Annotated in this window: 21 protein-coding genes; 14 read left to right on the top strand and 7 right to left on the bottom strand. The window is 61.2% G+C overall.

What is annotated here, in order from left to right:
* Positions 1-2: 2 nt before the first annotated feature.
* Positions 3-263: a hypothetical protein gene (locus H4W29_RS15685; protein ID WP_037100062.1), complete on the bottom strand. Its 261-nt coding sequence runs from the start codon at positions 261-263 to the stop codon at positions 3-5.
* Between the two features lie 133 nt (positions 264-396).
* On the opposite strand from H4W29_RS15685, the gene hemF reads away from it, so the two are divergent.
* The 3 genes from hemF to H4W29_RS15670 all read left to right on the top strand — a co-directional run bounded on the left by hemF (position 397) and on the right by H4W29_RS15670 (position 2037).
* Entirely contained in the window at positions 397-1308 is a 912-nt protein-coding gene (hemF, locus tag H4W29_RS15680) for an oxygen-dependent coproporphyrinogen oxidase (protein WP_192729727.1), read from the top strand.
* Between the two features lie 142 nt (positions 1309-1450).
* Positions 1451-1726 (top strand): hypothetical protein, encoded by a 276-nt coding sequence (locus tag H4W29_RS15675; RefSeq protein WP_192729726.1) that lies wholly within the window; start codon positions 1451-1453, stop codon positions 1724-1726.
* 125 nt (positions 1727-1851) lie between these two features.
* Positions 1852-2037 carry a DUF1059 domain-containing protein gene (locus H4W29_RS15670; protein ID WP_007824454.1) on the top strand — a complete coding sequence of 62 codons (186 nt, stop codon included), beginning with the start codon at positions 1852-1854 and terminating at the stop codon, positions 2035-2037.
* A 2-nt stretch (positions 2038-2039) separates the two neighbouring features.
* On the opposite strand, the gene H4W29_RS15665 is transcribed toward H4W29_RS15670, so the two are convergent.
* From H4W29_RS15665 to H4W29_RS15655, 3 genes are read right to left on the bottom strand one after another with little or no spacing between them, the layout of a single operon-like run.
* The gene (locus H4W29_RS15665) at positions 2040-3296 is read right to left on the bottom strand and encodes a CCA tRNA nucleotidyltransferase (RefSeq protein WP_192729725.1); all 1257 of its coding nucleotides are present in this window, start codon (positions 3294-3296) and stop codon (positions 2040-2042) included.
* Positions 3293-3943 (bottom strand): CoA pyrophosphatase, encoded by a 651-nt coding sequence (locus tag H4W29_RS15660; RefSeq protein WP_192729724.1) that lies wholly within the window; start codon positions 3941-3943, stop codon positions 3293-3295. The genes H4W29_RS15665 and H4W29_RS15660 overlap by 4 nt, the downstream gene beginning before the upstream one ends.
* Complete coding sequence (locus H4W29_RS15655; protein ID WP_192729723.1) at positions 3940-4587, bottom strand: DUF1285 domain-containing protein; 648 nt, start codon at positions 4585-4587, stop codon at positions 3940-3942. The genes H4W29_RS15660 and H4W29_RS15655 overlap by 4 nt, the downstream gene beginning before the upstream one ends.
* A gap of 159 nt (positions 4588-4746) precedes the next feature.
* Between H4W29_RS15655 and H4W29_RS15650 the strand changes: the two genes are divergently transcribed.
* Genes H4W29_RS15650 through H4W29_RS15630 form a run of 5 tightly spaced genes read left to right on the top strand, consistent with a single transcriptional unit; the run spans position 4747 to position 12000 of the window.
* Positions 4747-5757, top strand: coding sequence for an AAA family ATPase (locus H4W29_RS15650; RefSeq protein ID WP_192729722.1), 1011 nt, complete (start codon positions 4747-4749; stop codon positions 5755-5757).
* 13 nt (positions 5758-5770) lie between these two features.
* The gene (locus tag H4W29_RS15645; RefSeq protein ID WP_192729721.1) at positions 5771-6691 is read left to right on the top strand and encodes a DUF58 domain-containing protein; all 921 of its coding nucleotides are present in this window, start codon (positions 5771-5773) and stop codon (positions 6689-6691) included.
* Positions 6688-9507 carry a DUF4159 domain-containing protein gene (locus H4W29_RS15640; protein WP_192729720.1) on the top strand — a complete coding sequence of 940 codons (2820 nt, stop codon included), beginning with the start codon at positions 6688-6690 and terminating at the stop codon, positions 9505-9507. The genes H4W29_RS15645 and H4W29_RS15640 overlap by 4 nt, the downstream gene beginning before the upstream one ends.
* Before the next feature lies 1 nt (position 9508).
* Positions 9509-11581 (top strand): hypothetical protein, encoded by a 2073-nt coding sequence (locus H4W29_RS15635; RefSeq protein ID WP_192729719.1) that lies wholly within the window; start codon positions 9509-9511, stop codon positions 11579-11581.
* 2 nt (positions 11582-11583) lie between these two features.
* A complete protein-coding gene (locus H4W29_RS15630; RefSeq protein ID WP_192729718.1) occupies positions 11584-12000 on the top strand; it encodes a GNAT family N-acetyltransferase in 417 nt (138 codons plus the stop codon).
* Here the strand turns inward: H4W29_RS15630 and H4W29_RS15625 are convergent.
* Positions 11997-12551: a GNAT family N-acetyltransferase gene (locus H4W29_RS15625; protein WP_312872304.1), complete on the bottom strand. Its 555-nt coding sequence runs from the start codon at positions 12549-12551 to the stop codon at positions 11997-11999. The genes H4W29_RS15630 and H4W29_RS15625 overlap by 4 nt on opposite strands.
* A 232-nt stretch (positions 12552-12783) precedes the next feature.
* Here H4W29_RS15625 and H4W29_RS15620 point away from each other — a divergent pair, with 232 nt between their 5' ends.
* Positions 12784-13773 carry a glutathione S-transferase family protein gene (locus H4W29_RS15620; protein WP_192729717.1) on the top strand — a complete coding sequence of 330 codons (990 nt, stop codon included), beginning with the start codon at positions 12784-12786 and terminating at the stop codon, positions 13771-13773.
* 3 nt (positions 13774-13776) lie between these two features.
* Here H4W29_RS15620 and H4W29_RS15615 read toward each other — a convergent pair whose 3' ends face one another.
* Entirely contained in the window at positions 13777-14256 is a 480-nt protein-coding gene (locus H4W29_RS15615) for an NUDIX domain-containing protein (protein ID WP_192729716.1), read from the bottom strand.
* A 68-nt stretch (positions 14257-14324) separates the two neighbouring features.
* Here H4W29_RS15615 and H4W29_RS15610 point away from each other — a divergent pair, with 68 nt between their 5' ends.
* From H4W29_RS15610 to H4W29_RS15595, 4 genes are all read left to right on the top strand, one after another.
* Positions 14325-15233 (top strand): metallophosphoesterase family protein, encoded by a 909-nt coding sequence (locus tag H4W29_RS15610; RefSeq protein ID WP_192729715.1) that lies wholly within the window; start codon positions 14325-14327, stop codon positions 15231-15233.
* A 159-nt stretch (positions 15234-15392) separates the two neighbouring features.
* Positions 15393-15953 carry a tetratricopeptide repeat protein gene (locus H4W29_RS15605; RefSeq protein ID WP_192729714.1) on the top strand — a complete coding sequence of 187 codons (561 nt, stop codon included), beginning with the start codon at positions 15393-15395 and terminating at the stop codon, positions 15951-15953.
* A gap of 219 nt (positions 15954-16172) precedes the next feature.
* Complete coding sequence (locus tag H4W29_RS15600) at positions 16173-16685, top strand: RNA polymerase sigma factor (protein ID WP_192729713.1); 513 nt, start codon at positions 16173-16175, stop codon at positions 16683-16685.
* 5 nt (positions 16686-16690) lie between these two features.
* Positions 16691-17527: an anti-sigma factor family protein gene (locus tag H4W29_RS15595; RefSeq protein WP_192729712.1), complete on the top strand. Its 837-nt coding sequence runs from the start codon at positions 16691-16693 to the stop codon at positions 17525-17527.
* A gap of 3 nt (positions 17528-17530) precedes the next feature.
* On the opposite strand, the gene H4W29_RS15590 is transcribed toward H4W29_RS15595, so the two are convergent.
* A complete protein-coding gene (locus H4W29_RS15590) occupies positions 17531-18511 on the bottom strand; it encodes a quinone oxidoreductase family protein (protein WP_192729711.1) in 981 nt (326 codons plus the stop codon).
* 98 nt (positions 18512-18609) lie between these two features.
* Between H4W29_RS15590 and H4W29_RS15585 the strand changes: the two genes are divergently transcribed.
* Positions 18610-18999, top strand: coding sequence for a winged helix-turn-helix transcriptional regulator (locus tag H4W29_RS15585; protein ID WP_192729710.1), 390 nt, complete (start codon positions 18610-18612; stop codon positions 18997-18999).
* Positions 19000-19008: the final 9 nt, after the last annotated feature.

The following is a 19008-nucleotide window of genomic DNA, read 5'->3' as shown; positions in this document are numbered from 1 at the left end:
GTTCAATCGGCGGATGGCAAGCGGCGCATGGTGAATTCGATCTGGTCGCCCTCCAGCTGACGCCAGCTTTCCACTTCGGTCCAATAGGCGGCTTTCGGATATTCGTCGAACCATTCGCGCGCCTTCGCGCGGGCTTCCAGAAGCCCCATTCGGTATGTTTCGCGGACAAAGTGATCTCGCTCACGGGCGGACGCCTCTGCCCGATGCTTTGCTATCCTGCGCTTCAAGCCTTCGAAGGGCGGAGGCCCCGGAATTTTCGCCATAAACCTACCTCTGAATGAAAAGTAGTATCGAAATCCGCCCTTTGCGAGTCGAATCTTGCAGGGGCCTTCCACCGCTGGCAGGCTTCTGCTGCACCTGCTAAACCGGGATTGTAATCAACAAAGAGCGAATCGTATGGAAAGACCGGAACTGCCGATCGGCCTGCCCGAAGACATCGAGGACAAAAAGACTGCCGCCCGTACATGGTTTGAGGGGCTGCGGGACACGATCTGCGCTTCCTTCGAAGCGCTCGAAGATGAACTCGAAGGTCCCCTCTCCGACCAGGAGCCAGGCCGTTTCGTCGCCAAGGACTGGTCGCGCGAAAACGGTGCCGGCGGCGGTGGCCGCATGTCGATGATGGAAGGCCGCGTCTTCGAAAAGGTCGGCGTGCATACCTCCACCGTCTATGGCGAGTTCGCGCCCGACTTCCGGGCCCAGATACCGGGCGCCGCCGAAGATCCGCGCTTCTGGGCATCGGGCATTTCGCTGATCGCCCATCCGGTCAATCCCAATGTGCCGGCGGTTCACATGAACACCCGCATGGTCGTCACCACAAGCCGCTGGTTCGGCGGCGGCGCCGACCTGACCCCGGTTCTCGGTCGCCGTCGCACCCAGGAAGATGAAGACACCCAGCTCTTCCACAAGGCCATGGAAATCACCTGCCGCAACCATGCGGTCGCCGATTACGAGGCCTACAAGAAATGGTGTGACGAATATTTCTTCCTCAAGCACCGCAACGAGGCGCGCGGCGTCGGCGGCATCTTCTACGACTGGCTGCATTCCAGCGCGGAAGCCGGCGGCTGGAATGCCGATTTCGCCTTCACGCGGGATGTCGGCCGGGCCTTCGCCATGGTTTACCCCAAGATCGTCCGTTCAAATTTCAACAAGGACTGGACGGAGGCCGACCGTGACGAACAATTGATTCGCCGTGGCCGCTATGTCGAGTTTAATCTCCTCTACGACCGGGGGACGATCTTCGGCCTGAAAACCGGCGGCAATGTCGAATCCATTCTCTCTTCGCTGCCGCCCGTCGTGCGCTGGCCATAAGCCAGCGCCAAGCGTGCTGGCAAAGACCGGCATGCTGATAAATTTGAAATACAATTCCGGTAAAATCGCGTTGAAAGGCCTTCATCAGAACTGAGTGCGTCCTAAATTAGCTTCTGTGCGTTACAATCGGAGGAGGATTGTCATGACGGTACAAAGCAACTCTCCTGCTTCTGCAGGTGTTCAGGAAACGTCCCGCGCAATCGAAGCGCCCGAGTTTCTAACGCGCATCGCCGAAGACTTGAGAGCGAAAAGCGGCTCCGACCTGCCGCTCTCCTGCTTTGTCGAGCAGGTGAAATTGCAGCTCGCAGGCGGCAAGACCCCGGAAGAACTTCAAGAGCAGGCAACAGGTGCTGCCAACAGCAACAAGCCCGCACACCTTTCGGATACTTACATGGCCTGGGCAATGCCCCACCAATAACAGAGCCTTTCGGCCGACTTCCAGGTCGGCCGGAGCTTTCCTCCGCCGGAACCTTCTCCATTGCCGCACATTCCTCAGTCGCGCGAAAGCGCGATGGTTCTGCATTTCAGAGACAGGAGAAGACCATGCGACTTTTCGAATGCGGTACGCTCGTTCCCGGATGCGATTGGCACACAAGGGCCGACAATGATGCTGAAGTTGTTCGCCGCGCCGTCGAACATATGAGAACCGCCCACGGCGAAACGACCATTCGCGAAAACATGGTGGACAATATCAAGGCCCGCATCCGCGACGAAGCGAACGCGGCCTGATCTCAACCTGCAATCTCCGAAAGCCGGGCGAGCAATGCCGCCCGGTCGGAAACGAAATTCTCTTCTACCCACTGGTTTTCCAAGGTCGACAGGATTTCACCGACCTTAGGGCCGGCCTGTATGCCCATGGCCATCACATCTGCGCCATTCAGCGGAAACTGCGGCTTCTTCCAGATGCGTGCATGATCAAGAAGCTTCGAAAGCCGCGCCGAACGGCTCATTTCATCAAAACTACCATTCTCTGCCTTGCCGCGAGCAACGCCAAGCGCCAGTTTTAGCCGCACGATGATGCCGTCCACGCCGTTTCCGTAGAGCAGCTTCTCGAAGGCGGCAGCGGAAATCTCATCATTGACTGGAGCGGCCTTTGCCCAAGCCCTGAAATAGGCGGCTTCTGCATTCGAAAATTTCAGCCGCGCTGCCAGTTCCTCCAGCCGCGCCGGATCAGGCGGAATAATCGAGGCAAGCCGAAGCAAGGGATCGCGTGCCCAGCCGAGCGCCTTCTCGGTCGAGACGAGCGCCGGAATGGCATCGATACCCCATTTTTCCGTTTCCGGCAGGATTTCCGAGAGAACCGCAACCTGCCGCATCCAGAGAAGCGCCCGGCCGGGATCTTCCGCCGACAGGAGCTTTCTGAGCTCCGACCAGACACGTTCGGCCGACAGCGTTTTCAGCTTCGAACGCGCAGCGGATGACGCTCTCAGCCCCTCCGCATCGGGCCGTCCGGAACCGTACCAGGCGAAGAAACGGAAGAAACGCAGGATGCGCAGATAATCCTCGGCGATCCGCGTCGCTGCATTGCCGATGAAGCGGATATTGCGCTTCTCGATATCATCGAGCCCACCGACGAGATCGATCACTTCGCCCGCAGCATTGGCGTATAACGCGTTGATGGTGAGGTCGCGTCGTTCCGCATCCGATTGCCAGTCCGCGCTGAAGGCCACCTTGGCGCGACGGCCATCCGTTTCCACATCGGTACGCAGCGTCGTCACTTCGAAGGGGCGGCCATCGATGACGAGCGTCACCGTCCCGTGGTCAATGCCGGTCGGCACCGCCTTGATGCCGGCAGCAGCGGCCCGCTCCAGGACGGCTTCCGGCAGCAGCGTGGTTGCGATATCGATATCGGCGACCGCAAGCCCCATCAGGCTGTTGCGCACGGCACCGCCGACCACACGCCCTTCCCCGCCATCGGCGTTGAGCAGCGCAAAGACGCGACCGAGCGCCGGATCCTGAAACCATGCCTGGTCGGCCACTGAGGTCATGCATAGAGCCTTTCATAGAGCGTGCGGACAATGCCGGCGGTGATGCCCCAGATCATTCGCGTTTCATAGGGCATGCGGTAGAAATGCCGGTCGATGCCGTCAACCACGCGCTTGTCCCTGTTGTGATTGGCAGGATTCATCAGGAAGGAGAGCGGCACCTCGAAAACATCGTCCACTTCGATCGGATTGAGTTGCAGCGAGAAACCGCGCTGCACCACGCCGAGGACGGGCGTGATGCGGAACCCGGTGGATGACAGATAGTTCGGCAGCCGCCCGACCGTTTCGACGAAGCCGCCGCCAAGGCCGATCTCCTCCTCGGTTTCGCGGATCGCGGCCATCTCGGGCGAGACATCGTCTGGATCGATCGAACCGCCTGGAAAGGCGATCTGGCCGGAATGCTTGCGCAGCGTCGATGTCCGCTTGGTGAAGATCACCTTCGCCTCATCGCCATCGTCGACGACGGGCACCAGTACGGCCGCATCACGGAGCTTCAGGGTCTCGGCCAGCGCAACGATATCGGGATTGAGCACATGGTCGCCATGGTCGCGCCAGGCGTGATCAATGGGTGCACCGATCTGGTTGAGCGCACGGCGACGGAACTCGGCAGCCGAAAACGGGGGATAGGTCCTGCTGATCGCTTCGCTCATCGGGAGGCTGCTTCCAATTCATCCGCCGGCATGATTGGAAAAATCTCGCCGCCGGAGCGAAGGACGAACATCTTCCGGCCGGCGACCTCGGCCACTTCGCCGAGGTCGACCATTTCATACATCACGGCGCGCGACACGAGCGCTTCGAGCCGTCCCCGCACCTGCAGGTAGGGCTTCAGTTCACTGTCTTTCCCGCGCGCTGGCCCATCTCCCGGCCCATGTCCTGGAAAGCGCAGAGGATGATCCTTGCCAGCCTCGATGACATCGCCGACATTGGTGCGGAAGGTCAGAATCTGCTGTCCATCCTTCTCGCTCGCGTTCATCTCGACGGCAACGAAGGGCGCATCGACGACCCTGATCCCGACCTTTTCCACAGGAGTTACGAGGTAGGTCCTGCTGTCTTCATCCTTCCTCAAAACGGTGGAAAAGAGCTGAACCAGCGGCTGCCGGCCGATCGGCGTGCCCATGTAGAACCATGTGCCATCCGCCCTGATTTCCATGTCGATATCGCCGCAAAAGGGCGGATTCCATTTCTCGACAGGCGGCAATCCGCGCTTCTTGCCGGATTTTGCTTCGGAAGCGCGCGAAATCAGCGCGGCAAGCCCCGCTGCATCCGCCATCTGCTTCATTTCCTCGGCTGCCATTCTTCCGTCCCGGTTTGCTTTTAACGAAATAAGTCACGAGATAGTCATTTGAAACAAACTTGTCAGCCCGCAACAACTTCATAACTGTATCGGGTATGAGGCACGCCTATTAAAGTCAGACGATTCGCAGCCGAATGATTTCAGCCGTTGGAGATGCCCGTGGGTATGATCAAGACCGAAGCCAGCCTCGATGAACAGGCGATTGTCGCCGCCGCAGAAAGAGCGCTATCCGATATCGCCGCCATCCGCACGGAAGTCTCCAAGGTCATCTTCGGTCAGGAAAGCGTGGTTGAAAACACGCTTCTCGCCGTTCTCTCGGGTGGCCACGCCCTTCTCGTCGGCGTTCCCGGCCTTGCCAAGACGAGGCTCGTGACGACGCTCGGCGAGGTATTGGGTCTTGCCGCAAACCGCATTCAGTTCACCCCCGACCTGATGCCCTCGGATATCCTCGGCTCCGAAGTCATGGACCAGGATGAGAGCGGCCGCCGCTCCTTCCGTTTCGTCAAAGGTCCGGTCTTCGCCCAGCTTCTGATGGCCGACGAGATTAACCGCGCCTCGCCGCGCACCCAGTCGGCACTTCTGCAGGCGATGCAGGAATATCATATCACGATTGCCGGCCAGCGTTATGACCTGCCCTCGCCCTTCCACGTTCTGGCAACGCAGAACCCACTGGAGCAGGAAGGCACCTATCCGCTTCCCGAAGCCCAGCTCGACCGCTTCCTGCTGCAAGTCGATGTCCACTATCCCGAGCTTGCGGCCGAACGCCAGATTCTGCTGGAAACCACCGGCCTCACCGAAGCCAAGCCCGAACCGGTCATCAACGCCGCGCGTCTCATAGAAATCCAGACGCTCGTGCGCCAGATGCCGGTCAGCGACACGGTCGTCGATGCTATCCTCTCGCTGGTTCGCTCCGCCCGTCCGGGTCAGGGCAATGCTTCCACCGACAAGCATGTCGCCTGGGGCCCCGGCCCGCGCGCCGGCCAGGCGATGATGCTCTGCGCCCGCGCCCGCGCGCTCTACGAAGGCCGTCTGGCCCCCTCACTCGACGATATCTATGCTTTGGCCGAGCCCGTTCTCGAGCACCGTATGGCGCTGACCTTCGCCGCCCGTGCCGAGGGCATGTCGGTGCGCGACGTCATCGCCGGACTGGTCAAGCAGGCAAAGGGATAAGGAAGCGCAGCGCGTGGCATCCATCGGACAGATCGTCAACCCGACGTCAGGCAACGATGCCCTTTCCCGCGCAAGGCAGCGGGCTGCCCTCGTGCCGGATTGCCTGGTCGAAGCCAAGCGCATCGCCAACACCGTGATTGCCGGCTGGCATGGCCGCCGCAAGCGTGGCATCGGCGAGAATTTCTGGCAGTTCCGTCCCTATAGCGAAGGCGAAAGCCTGTCGCGCATCGACTGGCGCCGCTCCGCCCGTGACGATCACACCTATGTGCGCGACCGCGAATGGGAAGCCGCTCACACGATCTGGCTCTGGGCCGACATGTCGCCCTCGATGATGTACAAGTCGAGCTACGGCAGCGTATCCAAGGAAAGCCGGGCGCTGGTCATCATGCTGGCGCTTGCCGAAATCCTCGCCCGATCCGGCGAGCGCATCGGCTGCCCCGGCGTGATGGAGCCTATCTCAGCCCGCAATGCAGCCGAGAGGCTCGCAGCCGCGCTGATGCACACGCCGCTGACCGGCGGCCTGCCCGAAACCGTGATGGTGCGCGGCTGGAGCGATCTCATCCTCATCGGTGATTTTCTCGATGACGCGCCCGCCATCATGGCCCGCCTCGGTCCGCTTGCCCGCCGCGGTCTTCGCGGTCATGTGGTGGAAATTGCCGATCCGGCCGAGGAAATCTTCCCCTATAACGGCCGCACCGAATTCACCGATCCGGAGACCGGCGAACGGCTGACCTCCGGGCGGGCGGAGAGCCTACGGGAAGACTATCGCAACGCCTATCTCGCCCGACGCGAAAATCTTGGTCAGTCGCTGCGCCATCTCGGCTGGACTTTCGTCAGCCACCGCACAGATCACCTGGCGTCCGAAGCGCTGGTCGCTGTCCACATGTATCTTTCCGGCATGCCGGCAAAGGCAACGCATGGAGGACAGCTTTGAGCGCGCTTCCTTTCGCCTTCGCCTATCCCGCCATCCTCGGCGCGCTGATTGCCCTTCCCGTCATCTGGTGGCTGCTGCGGCTCACCCCGCCACGCCCACAGGCGGAAGTGTTCCCACCGCTGAAAATCCTTGCGACTGTGCTGAAACGCGAGGAGACGCCGGCGCAAAGTCCCTGGTGGCTGACGCTGCTGCGCATGCTTCTGGCCGCCGCCATCATTTTCGCCATCGCTGATCCGGTCTTCAATCCGCGCACCAGCTCACTCGCATCGGGTGGTCCGCTCGTCCTTTTCGTCGACAATAGCTGGGCTTCGGCACCCGACTGGGAGCGCCGCATCCAGACGGCCGACGCGCTGATCGACGATGCCGAGTCTGCCGGCGCTGTCGTCTCCATCGCCTTCACTGCCGATCCGACCAATGACGCAACACCAGGCACCGCCGCCACCGCCCGCGAAAAGCTGCGTGCCGCTGAGCCGAAGCCACTCGTGCCGGATCGCCAGCGCGCATTCGAGGCTCTGCGCTCGGCTCTCAACGGCGTACATCCGGGTACGCTTGCCTTCCTCACCGACGGTGCGGCAAGCAGCGACAACGATGCTACCGTCCGTCAGCTCTCCGATCTTCAACCTGCCGAACTGCGTGTGATCGAAGGCGATGCCGCCCAGACGGTAGCAATCTCCGGCGCCGGCAACACGGCCGATGCAATGACGGTCAAGGTGACTCGGCTCAGCCCCGCTGGCGCGGTCTCCGTCCCGCTCAACGCGCAGGATGCGCAGGGCCGCGTAATCGCCACCGGCAGGGCTGACTTCGCCCCCGGCCAGACCACCGTCAATGCCGGCATTTCCGCCCCCTTCGAGATGCGCAATGATTTTGCCCGCGTCAGCATCAATACCGGCGCCACCGCAGGCGCGGTGCATCTGCTCGACGATGCCTTCAAGCGCCGCAGGGTCGTGCTTCTCTCAGGCGAAAGCGGTGATGAATTCCAGCCGCTGCTGTCCCCGCTCTACTATATCCAGAGAGCGCTTGAGCCCTATGCGGACCTCGTGCGGCCGACCGATGCCAATCTTTCCGTCGCGATCCCGAAGCTGCTCGCCAATAATCCCTCGATCATCATCATGGCCGACATCGGCCGCCTTCCGGAGGATACCTACGCGCCCCTGCAGCGCTGGATATCGAATGGCGGCATGCTGCTGCGCTTTGCCGGCCCGCGCCTTGCTGCGGCACCTGCCGAAGATCCCTTGATCCCGGTCACCCTGCGGCAGGGCGAACGGGCACTTGGCGGCAGCTTGTCCTGGAGCGAGCCGCAGGCGCTCGCCGAATTCCCCGGATTCAGCCCGTTTGCCGGCATACCGCGTCCGACCGACGTGACGGTCAACCGCCAGGTGCTGGCAGAGCCGACACCCGATCTTGCCGAACGCACATGGGCAAGCCTTGCCGATGGTACACCGCTCGTGACCATGAACAAGATGAATGCCGGCCAGATCGTGCTCTTCCATGTGAGTGCCGAAGCGACCTGGTCGAACCTGCCGATTTCTGGCACCTTCGTCGAAATGCTGCGCCACCTCATCCAGATCTCGCGCTCCGGCGGGGTAACCTCGGAATCATCTGGCAGTGCGCGCGTTGCCGAAACCCTGCCGCCCTTCCGCATGCTGACCGCCAAGGGCATCCTGGTCACCGAAACCGGCAATGCCCGTCCGCTGATCCCGAATGCCAAGGCAGCACCCGTTGCCAATTTTGACAATCCACCCGGCCTCTATGGCTCCGAAGATGGCTTCACGGCGCTGAACGTGCTGCCCGACAATGCAGAGCTGAAACCGCTCGATATCAGTGGCTTCAATGTCGTCCGCGCCGGCCTCGTCGGCGGCGAAAGCTGGTCGGCGAAGCCCTTGCTCTTCTTCATCGCCTTCCTGCTGCTTCTCACCGACAGCCTGATCGTGCTCTTCATGAATGGCGCCTTCTCCCGCCTGCGACCCCGCGCCCGCGCAGCGGCAACGATCGCCGTGGCACTTGCGGCTGGTCTCATGCTGCGGCCGGACCTCCTGCATGCCAATGACACCCAGCCGGGCGATGACATCATCATGCAGCGGCTCGACAATACTCATCTCGCCTATGTCGTGACCGGCGAGCAGGATGTGGACAATATTTCCGAAGAGGGGCTCAATGGCCTCACGAGATTCCTGACTTACCGCACCACGCTGGAGCCGTCCCCGCCCGTTGGCATTGACCTGAATAAGGACGAGCTATCCTTCTACCCGATCATCTACTGGCCCATTTCGGCGACCGCGCCGATGCCGTCTAACGCCGCCATCAGCCGTATCGACGCCTATATGCGAAATGGCGGAACGGTGCTTTTCGACACACGCGACCAGATCGACTCTCTCGAAGGGAGCAGCGACACGACCGCCAACGGCCAGCGCCTGCAGCAGATCCTCGCCAATCTGGATATTCCGCCGCTTGAACCCGTTCCGCACGACCACGTGCTGACCAAGTCCTTCTATCTGCTGTCCAGCTTCCCCGGCCGCTACGCCGGCAGTCCGCTCTGGATCGAGGCGCGGCAGGGTGGCCAGAACCAGAACAACGCCAACAGGCCGGCAGCTGCCGCAGACGGCGTCTCGCCGATCCTGATAACCGCAAACGATTTTGCCGGCGCATGGGCCGTTGACGACAATGACACGCCGCTGCTGCCAACTGTGCCGCCGGATGAGACGCAGCGCGAATACGCGTTTCGCGCCGGCGTCAACATCATGATGTACATGCTGACCGGCAACTACAAGACAGACCAGGTTCACGTGCCCGACCTGCTCGAACGGCTGGGGCAGTGATATGACACTCGATTATTCGCCCTTCCTGCCCTGGCCTTTTTTAGCGGTACTGACTGGCATCGTCCTCCTGATCGCCGTATTCGCGATCTGGCGCGGCATACGCGGCGCATGGATCCGCACACTCGCGGCCCTCGCCCTGCTGGCAGCACTTGCCAACCCGGTACTGCTGCAGGAAGACCGTGATCCGCTTTCGACCATTGTCCCCGTTATCGTCGACCGCAGCCAGAGCCAGCAGACGGCCGACCGCATGAAGATGACGGATGATGCGCTGGCGTCGTTGAAAACCCAGCTCGCCCGCTTTCCGCAGATCGAGCCCCGCTTCGTCGACGTGAACGAGGACCGCAATTCCGACGTGCCCTCGACGCGCCTCTTCGAGGCCCTGTCAGCTTCGATCGCCGATGTGCCGCCCTCGCGCGTGGGTGGCGCGATCATGCTGACGGATGGCGAAGTGCATGATGTGCCCGGCGTCAATCAGGCGCTCGGCTTCGATGCGCCGATCCATGGCCTCATCACCGGCAAGCCAAACGAGTTCGACCGCCGCATCGAGGTTATCAAGGCGCCCCGCTTCGGCATCGTCAACGAGGAGCAACAACTCGTTATGCGCGTCTTCGACGACGGTCCGAGCCCCGGCGGTACGGCGAATGTGACGGTGCGCCTCAACGGCGACGAGATCGCCACCCTGCAGGCGACGCCCGGTCAGGATACGCCCTTCTCCTTCAAGGTGACCCGCGGCGGCCCGAATGTGCTGGAATTCTCGGTCGCCAGCATTCCCGGCGAGGTGACGGATGCCAATAACCGTGCCGTGCACATCATCGATGGCATCCGCCAGAACCTGCGCGTTCTCCTGGTCTCGGGCGAACCGCATGCCGGCGAGCGCGCCTGGCGCAATCTCCTGAAGTCCGACGCGTCAGTCGATCTCGTGCATTTCACCATCCTGCGCCCACCGGAAAAGCAGGACGGCACGCCGATCAACGAGCTGTCGCTGATTGCATTCCCGACCCGAGAGCTCTTCGTCGACAAGATCAAGGACTTCGATCTGATCATCTTCGACCGCTATCAGGATCGCGCCAATGTGCTGCCGATGCTCTATTACGACAACATCGCGCAATATGTGGAGAATGGCGGCGCATTGCTGATTGCCGCCGGTCCTGAGCACGCAAGCCCGGAGTCGATCGCGATGACACCGCTTGCCTCCGTGCTGCCGGCAGAGCCGACCGGACGGATGATCGAGCAAGCCTTCTATCCCCGTCTTTCCGAACAAGGCCGCAAGCATCCCGTCACGCGTGGGCTTGACGGTTCCGGCGATGAGCCGCCGCATTGGGGCCGCTGGTTCCGCAGCGTCGATGTCGAGCGGCCACAGGGACAGACCGTCATGGTCGGCGCCGACAACCATCCGCTGCTGGTTCTTAACCGTGCCGGCCAGGGCCGCGTCGCCATGCTGCTTTCCGATCAGGGCTGGCTCTGGGCGCGCGGCTTCGAAGGCGGCGGCCCGCATGTCTCGCTCTATCGCCGCATCGCCCACTGGCTGATGAAGGAACCGGCACTGGAGGAAGAGGCCCTGACGGCACGCACCTCCGGCCGCACGCTGGAAATCACCCGCCAGACGATTGGCGATGCCCCCGGAGACGCGGTCGTGCGCTACCCCTCGGGCAAGACCGAGAACCTGCCGCTGACGCAGACGGAGCCCGGCCTCTACAAGGCTGAAAGGCGCATGGACGAAATTGGCCTTTTCGAAATCCGCAATGGCGATCTGACCACGCTCGCCCATGTCGGCGCCGTCGATGCGCCGGAATTCAAGGCGATGATTTCGACAACCGCTGCGCTGAAACCAATCACCGATAAGAGCCGCGGTCTCGTCACACGCGTCGTCAACAATGCCGGCACCATCACTGTCCCGCCGATCCTGCCGGTGCGCGGCCAAGTGCGCGTGGCAGACAATGATCGCATGGCGATCCGCATGACCAATGAGACCGTGCTGAAGGGCATCAATACCTTGCCGCTCTTTGCGGGTTTTGCAGGTGTTGGAATTCTGCTTCTCGCCTTTGGCGCCATGTGGTGGCGTGAAGGACGATAACGATGCCGGAATTCGAGCTCACCGCCGCCCCTTCACCGGAAGAGCTCGCCGTCATCACTGATGGCCTTTCGGCCTTCAATACCGAGGATGTAGGTCCGTCCGAACGGCAGACGCTTGCCGTTTTCATCCGGGATACCGATGGCAAAGTCTCGGGCGGCCTGTCCGGCTACACCGCCTGGGGCTGGCTCTTCGTCCAGATGCTCTACATCCCCGATACACTGCGCGGCAGTGGCATGGCCGGCAAGATTCTTGCGAAGGCTGAAGAGGAAGCCGTCGCCCGGGGCTGCCGAGGCGCCTGGATCGATACGTTCAACCCGCACGCGCTCGGCGCATACCAGCGCCAGGGCTATGAGATCTTTGGCGAACTGCCGGATTTTCCCGAGGGCAGGACGCGGACGTTTCTCAAGAAGATGCTCTAACTATGCCGCCAGGCGATCGTACCCTTCAGCCGCGCATGCGTGTCTTCAGCGATCGGGACGACGAGCACACGGCTCGGATCGACGGGACCGGGAAAAGTCAATGCGCCATAGGCGACCTTCTCGAAGCCGAGCGGGCCGTAATACGGCGGATCACCGACGAGGATGATGGCTTCCGAACCCCTGCGTTTGGCGGCCTCGACTGCGATGCGTACCAGTTCCCGGCCGATACCCTTGCTCTTGTGCGACGGCCGCACGGCAAGCGGTCCCAAGAGATGGCCTTTCACCGTTCCGGCCAGAACCGGCGTCATCCGCACCGAAGCAATCGTCTCGCCGTCATCGGCGCAGATGAAGGAGAGCGACAGGTCATGAGGTCCCTGCTCGCGAATACGGGCAGCAGCGCGTGTGTGCCGGCCGGGGCCGAAGGCTTCTTCGTTGATGAGTTCGATAGCGGCGTCGTGAGACGCGTCCTCAGTGAGGTAGACGAGATCGTGCTTGTACATGAGCATGGGAACAGAGACCGGATAGACGCAGATATATGGGTTCGCGAACACGCCCTCAGGCGTTCGGGAGCATCAGCGTCGTCGCAGGCCTCTGAGAATAGACATCAAGCAGGATTCCAAAATTTGTGAGGAAGGCGGATAGCAGGAAAAATTTCTGTCGTCCATTGCAAAAATTCGGTCAAGAATTGGGTGACCAAGACGCAGTGTTCAATCTTTGCCGACCTGCAAAAAGCAGCGCACCGCAATATCTATGCTGCAACAACCAATTTCAGAGGTAGAAAACATGGGCATGCTGGTGGACGGCGTCTGGCATGACGTCTGGTACGACACGAAGGAAACGAAGGGCCATTTCAAGCGTCAGCCCTCGCAGTTCCGCAACTGGATCACCGCCGATGGAGAGGCCGGCCCCAGCGGCAAAGGCGGCTTCAAGGCAGAAGCGGGTCGCTATCATCTCTATGTTTCCCTCGCCTGTCCCTGGGCGCATCGCACGCTGATCTTCCGCAAGCTCAAGAAGCTCGAAGACCTGATTTCCGTTTCGGTCGTCGATCCGCTGATGGTGGAAAATGGCTGGGAGTTCAAAGTCGGCAATGGCGCCACCGGCGACCACCTTTTCGGCTCCAAGGCGCTCTGGGAAATCTACGTGAAGGCCGATCCGCACTATTCCGGCCGCGTCACTGTCCCTGTTCTCTGGGACAAGCAAACCGGCACGATCGTCAACAACGAGTCGGCCGAAATCATCCGCATGTTCAACAGCGCCTTCAATCACCTGACGGACTCAACAGCGGATTATTACCCGGAAGACCTGCGGGCAGATATCGATGCGCTGAACGACGTAGTCTATGACACCGTCAATAACGGCGTCTACAAGTCAGGCTTTGCCACCACACAAGCAGCTTACGAGGAAAATGTCGTCAAACTCTTCGAAACGCTGGACAAGCTCGATGAGCGCCTTGGCAAGGGCCGTTACCTTTTCGGCGATCGCCAGACCGAGGCCGACTGGCGCCTCTTCACGACGCTCGTGCGTTTCGATCCCGTTTATGTCGGCCACTTCAAATGCAATATCCGCCGCGTCGAGGACTACCGCAACCTGCCGGGCTATCTGCGTGACCTCTATCAGACCCCCGGTGTCGCCGAGACGGTAAACCTGCGCCACATCAAGGAGCACTATTACCGGAGCCACAAGACCATCAACCCGACCGGCATCGTGCCATCAGGTCCGGCGCTCGATCTCGACCGGCCGCATGGCCGCGACAAGCTCGCAGCCGCAGCCTGAGCTTCACCAGTAATGCGCCGGCTCCGCCTCGCCGCGGAGTTCGGCAAGCCTCCTATACGTCGCTTCAGTCGTCTCCGCCGGCAGCTTGTCGATTTCGAAAAAGCCGCTCTCGGCAATTTCCCAGTCCGGCAGTCGCGGCGCGGTCTGTTCCACGGTAGCTCGGTAGAAGACCACATGATCGCGCCGGGTGATATTGGTGTTGAAATAGACGTGGAAGAGCTGCGGCTTGCCCACGATCCTGAGGTTGCCTTCCTCCCGCAACTCCTTGATGAGCGCCTCTTCTGCCGTCTCGTTTCGTTCCAGCCCGCCGCCTGGCATATGCCATCCGCCTGTATAGCCGTGACGAACGAGAAAGAGGCGCCCCTGCTCGTCGAAACAGGCTGCACGCACCCCCATCGTCATGCCGCGCGCGACGGAAAAATACACGTGCAGCAATCGCACCAACACTTTCATGTGAAGGGGCCATGTTTGTTTGTCTGCCATGGGCTCTTTCATATTCTCATCGCGGGGATGTGTTTGAATTGTAAATAAGCTGGTCTATGTGTCGTTGCATGTTCAAGCTCGCGCATATCTCCGACGTCCATCTCGGACCCCTGCCCCGCCTTTCCATTCACGAACTTTTCTCAAAACGTATTACGGGCTTTGTGAACTGGCACCGCAACCGGCGCAAGCATCTTTTCGGCAGCACGCTCGATCTGCTGCTGGACGATATCCGCTCCCACAAGGCAGACCATCTGGCAGTGACCGGCGACCTCGTCAACCTCGCAAGCGGTATCGAGATCCGGAGCGCGGCAGCCTGGCTGCGCGAACTCGGCGATCCCGCCGCAACATCGGTCGTCCCTGGTAACCACGATGCCTATGTGCCGGGCGCCTATGAGAAGTCGATGCGCGCCTGGTACGACTATGTGCGCGGCGACCTCGCTCCGCCGCAATGGGAAGAAGACCGGCACATATTCCCTTACCTTCGCATCCGCGACAAGGTGGCGATCGTCGGCTGCTCGACCGCCGTCGCAACTCCGCCCTTCGCGGCCTCCGGCTTTTTCGGCGCGCGCCAGGCGCGCGATACGGTCAACATGCTGCGCGCTGCCGGCGAGGCCGGTCTGTTCCGTGTGGTCATGATCCACCATCCGCCGATCCGCGGCGCGACCTCTTTCTACAAGCGCATGATCGGCATCCGCCGTTTTGCCGCCGTCGTTTCCACCGGCGGCGCAGAGCTCGTGCTGCACGGCCATACCCATCTCAACACGCTTTACTGGCTGCGCGGACAGACAGGCCCGGTACCTGTCGTCGGCATAGCGTCGGCCTCGCAGGGACCGGGCGGCATCAAGCCGCGCGCCGCCTATAATCTCTTCTCCATTTCCGGCTCCCCGGGCGCCTGGGAGGTGAAGGGCGAGCGCTTCAGCATCAACGATACGGCCGATGGCATGATGCCGGAAAGTGCAGATATTTTCGCACTTTAAAGGCGATTGCGGAATCGATTCCGGCAGCTGTTGAACCAACCTGTGAAGATCGGTCACCAATGTCGCAGCATAGGCAATAAAGACCGCCGGGGCTCTTGGTATTTTTAAGCGTCGGCGTACAATTCAACAACCGCAGCGCTTCAAAACGGAGTACGCCCGATGACTGCTTCTCTTCATCGCCTGTGCAGACTTTCGCTTGTTTCCGTCTTTGCTTTCGGTCTCGCCACATCCGCCTTTGCGGTCGGTGGCGGGAACGATGACACCTCGCCGCCGCAGAAGACCCAAACGACCAAGACCTGCACCAAGGGCAAGGTGTGGGATGCCAAGAAGAAGGAATGCGTTGATCCGAAGAAGCAGAGCTTCAACGATGACGACCTCTACAACTTTGCCCGGGAATTTGCCTATACCGGCCAGTACGAGAACGCTATCACGGTGCTGAACCTCGCGCAGAACCAGAACGATCCGCGCATCCTGAATTATCTCGGCTATGCCAACCGCAAGGCTGGCCGCATGGAGCTCGGCATGTCCTACTACAAGAAGGCGCTGCAACAGGATGAGAATTACATCCTCGCCCGCTCCTACATGGGTATGGCGCTTGCCGAACAGGGCGACCTCCAGGGCGCCCGCGTGCAGCTCGTCGAGATCCGTGATCGCGGCGGCGAAAATACCTGGGCCTATCGCGCTCTGCTGCAGAGCCTGAACGGCTACAGGACATATTGAGGCAAGCTCCGCGGGGTATGGTGCGGAAATCTCTTGGGATGGGATGGATGAATTCACCCCCGCGCTTGCGAAATACAGGCGACTTGTTTCATAAAGCCGCCTGCATGGCCGGGGTAGATACGATGGCTTCGCGCCCGCCGGGCAAGGCCCGTACGCGAAGCCGGCCCGAATGCAAAGCCAGTTGAATGCCGGCCGATGTGAATGCTTCTTGGAAAGACAATGCGCCAACCCGCCACCACCACCGATATCCGGCGTGATCTCGTCGGCCTTCTGCCCCGCCTTCGCCGCTTTGCCATCACGCTCGCGGGAGAGACGGCTGCGGCCGATGAGCTGGTCCAGGCGGTCTGTCTGCGCGCAATTTCCAAAGGGCATCAGTGGAATGGCGAAGGCCGGCTGGAAAGCTGGATCTATACACTTGCCCGCCAGCAATGGGCCGATGACAGCCGCAAGCGCAAACCGCGTCCGGTCGCACGGGGCAATGTAACCGATATCCGCGATGCCATTCGCGACCGTACAGCCGCCGTCGATACTGACGCCCTGCACCGCATGCTCGCGGAAATGCCGGAGGGCGTGGCCAGCATTTTCGTGCTGATCGACGTGGAAGGCCACAGCTATCAGCAGGCAGCCGAAATCATGGGCATTGCAATCGGCAGCATTGCCGGCCAGCTTGCGACCGCACGACTCCATTTCGCCGCATTGTCCGGTCACAATCCGCCCGTTCATAGGTACTGACTGATTTGCTCGATTTCAAAAAACAGCCGCTTGAAGCCCAGCTCGCCGCCCTCCTCGACGGCGAAACCACACCGGAACAGAAGCTGGAGCTGGAAAGCAGGCTGGCAACAGATGAAAACGCCCGCAAAATCTACGACAAGCTCCGCCACGGCGTCGATTTCGGCCGTCGCAAGCTGGACGACATGCTGAAGGAACCTGTCCCGCTGGCGCTTGTTCGCTCGATCAAGAGCACGCAGCCACCGAAGACGCCGATCGCCCAGCGCAACACGCGCCCGCAGCTGAAGCTCGCGCCGAACGGCCGCCAGGCACTTGCCGCAGCCCTCATTCTCTTCGTCGTCGGCGGTGGCATCGGCTATTTCATCGGCAATACGCCTGATACGGATGACGCCACTCCGGTCGCAGCCGCTCAGATCAACACCAATGACTGGCTGGGCGACGTCACCGCCTTTCAGCGGCTTCTCGTTCGCCAGCCGCGTCACCTCGTCGAGGTGCCGGCCTCGCAGTCCGAGGAAATTTCCTCCTGGCTGACGACTGCAATCGGCGTGCCGTTCCGCGTGCCGGATCTATCGGCCGAATCCTGGACCTTTCAGGGCGCGCGCGTGATCCTTGGAGACAACCGCCCTGTCGGCCAGCTCGTCTATTCCAACACCGATGGCGATATCATCTCGATCTGCTTCCGCAAGGATGCGCAGCCGCCAGAAACGGAAGATTTCAAGGAAACGATCCGCGACGAGATCGGCCTTGTGACCTGGCACAATGCGGGCACTTCCTACGTATTGGCAGGCCCCTCCGCTGAAGCCACGCTCGGCCAGCTCGCCATGGAAATCGCCGCCGCCATCTGACGGTCAAGGTACCAGCACGATCTTTCCGCTGACCCGGCGCTCTTCGAGCATACGATGCGCCTCAGCCGCTTCATCAAGCGAAAAACGGCCGCCGTGCACGACCTTCAGCGCTTCGGTTGCGGCAAGATCGAAGAGGAGAGCGAGATCGCCCTTCCATTTGTTGGAGGCAATCAACGGCAAGAGCGAAAAGCCCTTTAATGACTGGTTTGCATCCAGCATGGAGCGGATTTCGGAAAGCTCCAGCGAGAACCGCCCCATGGCTGCCAGCAGCATTTCTCCAGCGGGAGCAAGTGCAGCCAGAGACGCCCTCGCGATATCGCCGCCGACCGTCTCGTAGATGACATCAGCGCCCTGCCCTCCGGTCGCTGCCTTGACGGGATCAGCCCAATCTTTAGCAGTGTAATCGACGGCCAGATCAGCGCCGAGCGAAAGTGCGATCTTCCTCTTGGCCTCGCTGCCTGCTGCGGCAATAACCATGATCGCTCCTTCGAGCCTGGTAAGCTGCAGCAACAGAGACCCGACTCCGCCGCCGGCGGCGTTGACGAGCACCACCTTTCCCTTCGGCGGGCTACGACGCGCCATGTGCAGAGCCGTCAGCCCCTGCACCATCAACGCCGCCGCATCTGCAAAGGAAAGACTGTCCGGCAAACGCACCACCACTCCAGCATCCACAGCCACATATTCGGCATAACCGCCGAAGCCACGTCCGATTGCAAAGAGCGGCACAGCGACACGCGCGCCAAGCATCGACGGATCGGCATCCGCCCCAATGTCTTCGACGATGCCTGCCACTTCCACACCGGGAAAGACAGGCAGCAGCGGCGTGACGGCATATCGATCCGCCCGCATCAGAACCTCGAAGAAATTGACGCCGGCAGCATGGACACGCACCAGCACCTCGCCGCCTCTGGGCTTCGGGATCGGCAATTCGACAGTTTCGAGAACCTCGGGCGGGCCGAAGCGGGTGAATTGAACGGCTTTCATGGCAGACCTCGCGCTTTGATGGCATGAGGCAGCCTGTAGCACTCGATTTACGGTTCAAAATACACACATATCAGTGCCGTACACACCAGGAGGTGACCATGGCCGAGCCAATGAAAAGATTGCCGAAACTGCCTGTGGAACGGGCTTTGAAGGTCATTTCCGGGCGATGGAAACCCGTCATCCTCTATCATGTCTTCTCAGGGCCGAAACGGCTTTCAGAGCTCAAGCGCATGATGCCCGAGATCACCCAGAAGGTGCTGATCCACCAGCTGCGGGAGATGGAGGAACACGGCCTTGTACGCCGGGAAGTCTTTGCCGAGGTGCCAGCGCGGGTGGAATATACGGCGACCAAGCTCGGCCTCGGGCTGGAGCCCATTCTCCTTGCCCTCTGCCAATGGGGACAGAACCATGCGGAAGCGCAGGGCGAGCTCGATGAGCTCGCCGATTGCATCGTCAGGCCGCGTCATCCTGAGGTGATCGCGGCCTGATCAGAATGC

It is taken from the genome of Rhizobium viscosum, assembly GCF_014873945.1.
GTDB lineage: Bacteria > Pseudomonadota > Alphaproteobacteria > Rhizobiales > Rhizobiaceae > Rhizobium > Rhizobium viscosum.
Note: the sequence above shows the minus strand (reverse complement) of the source record. Positions and strands in the feature narration are given on the sequence as shown.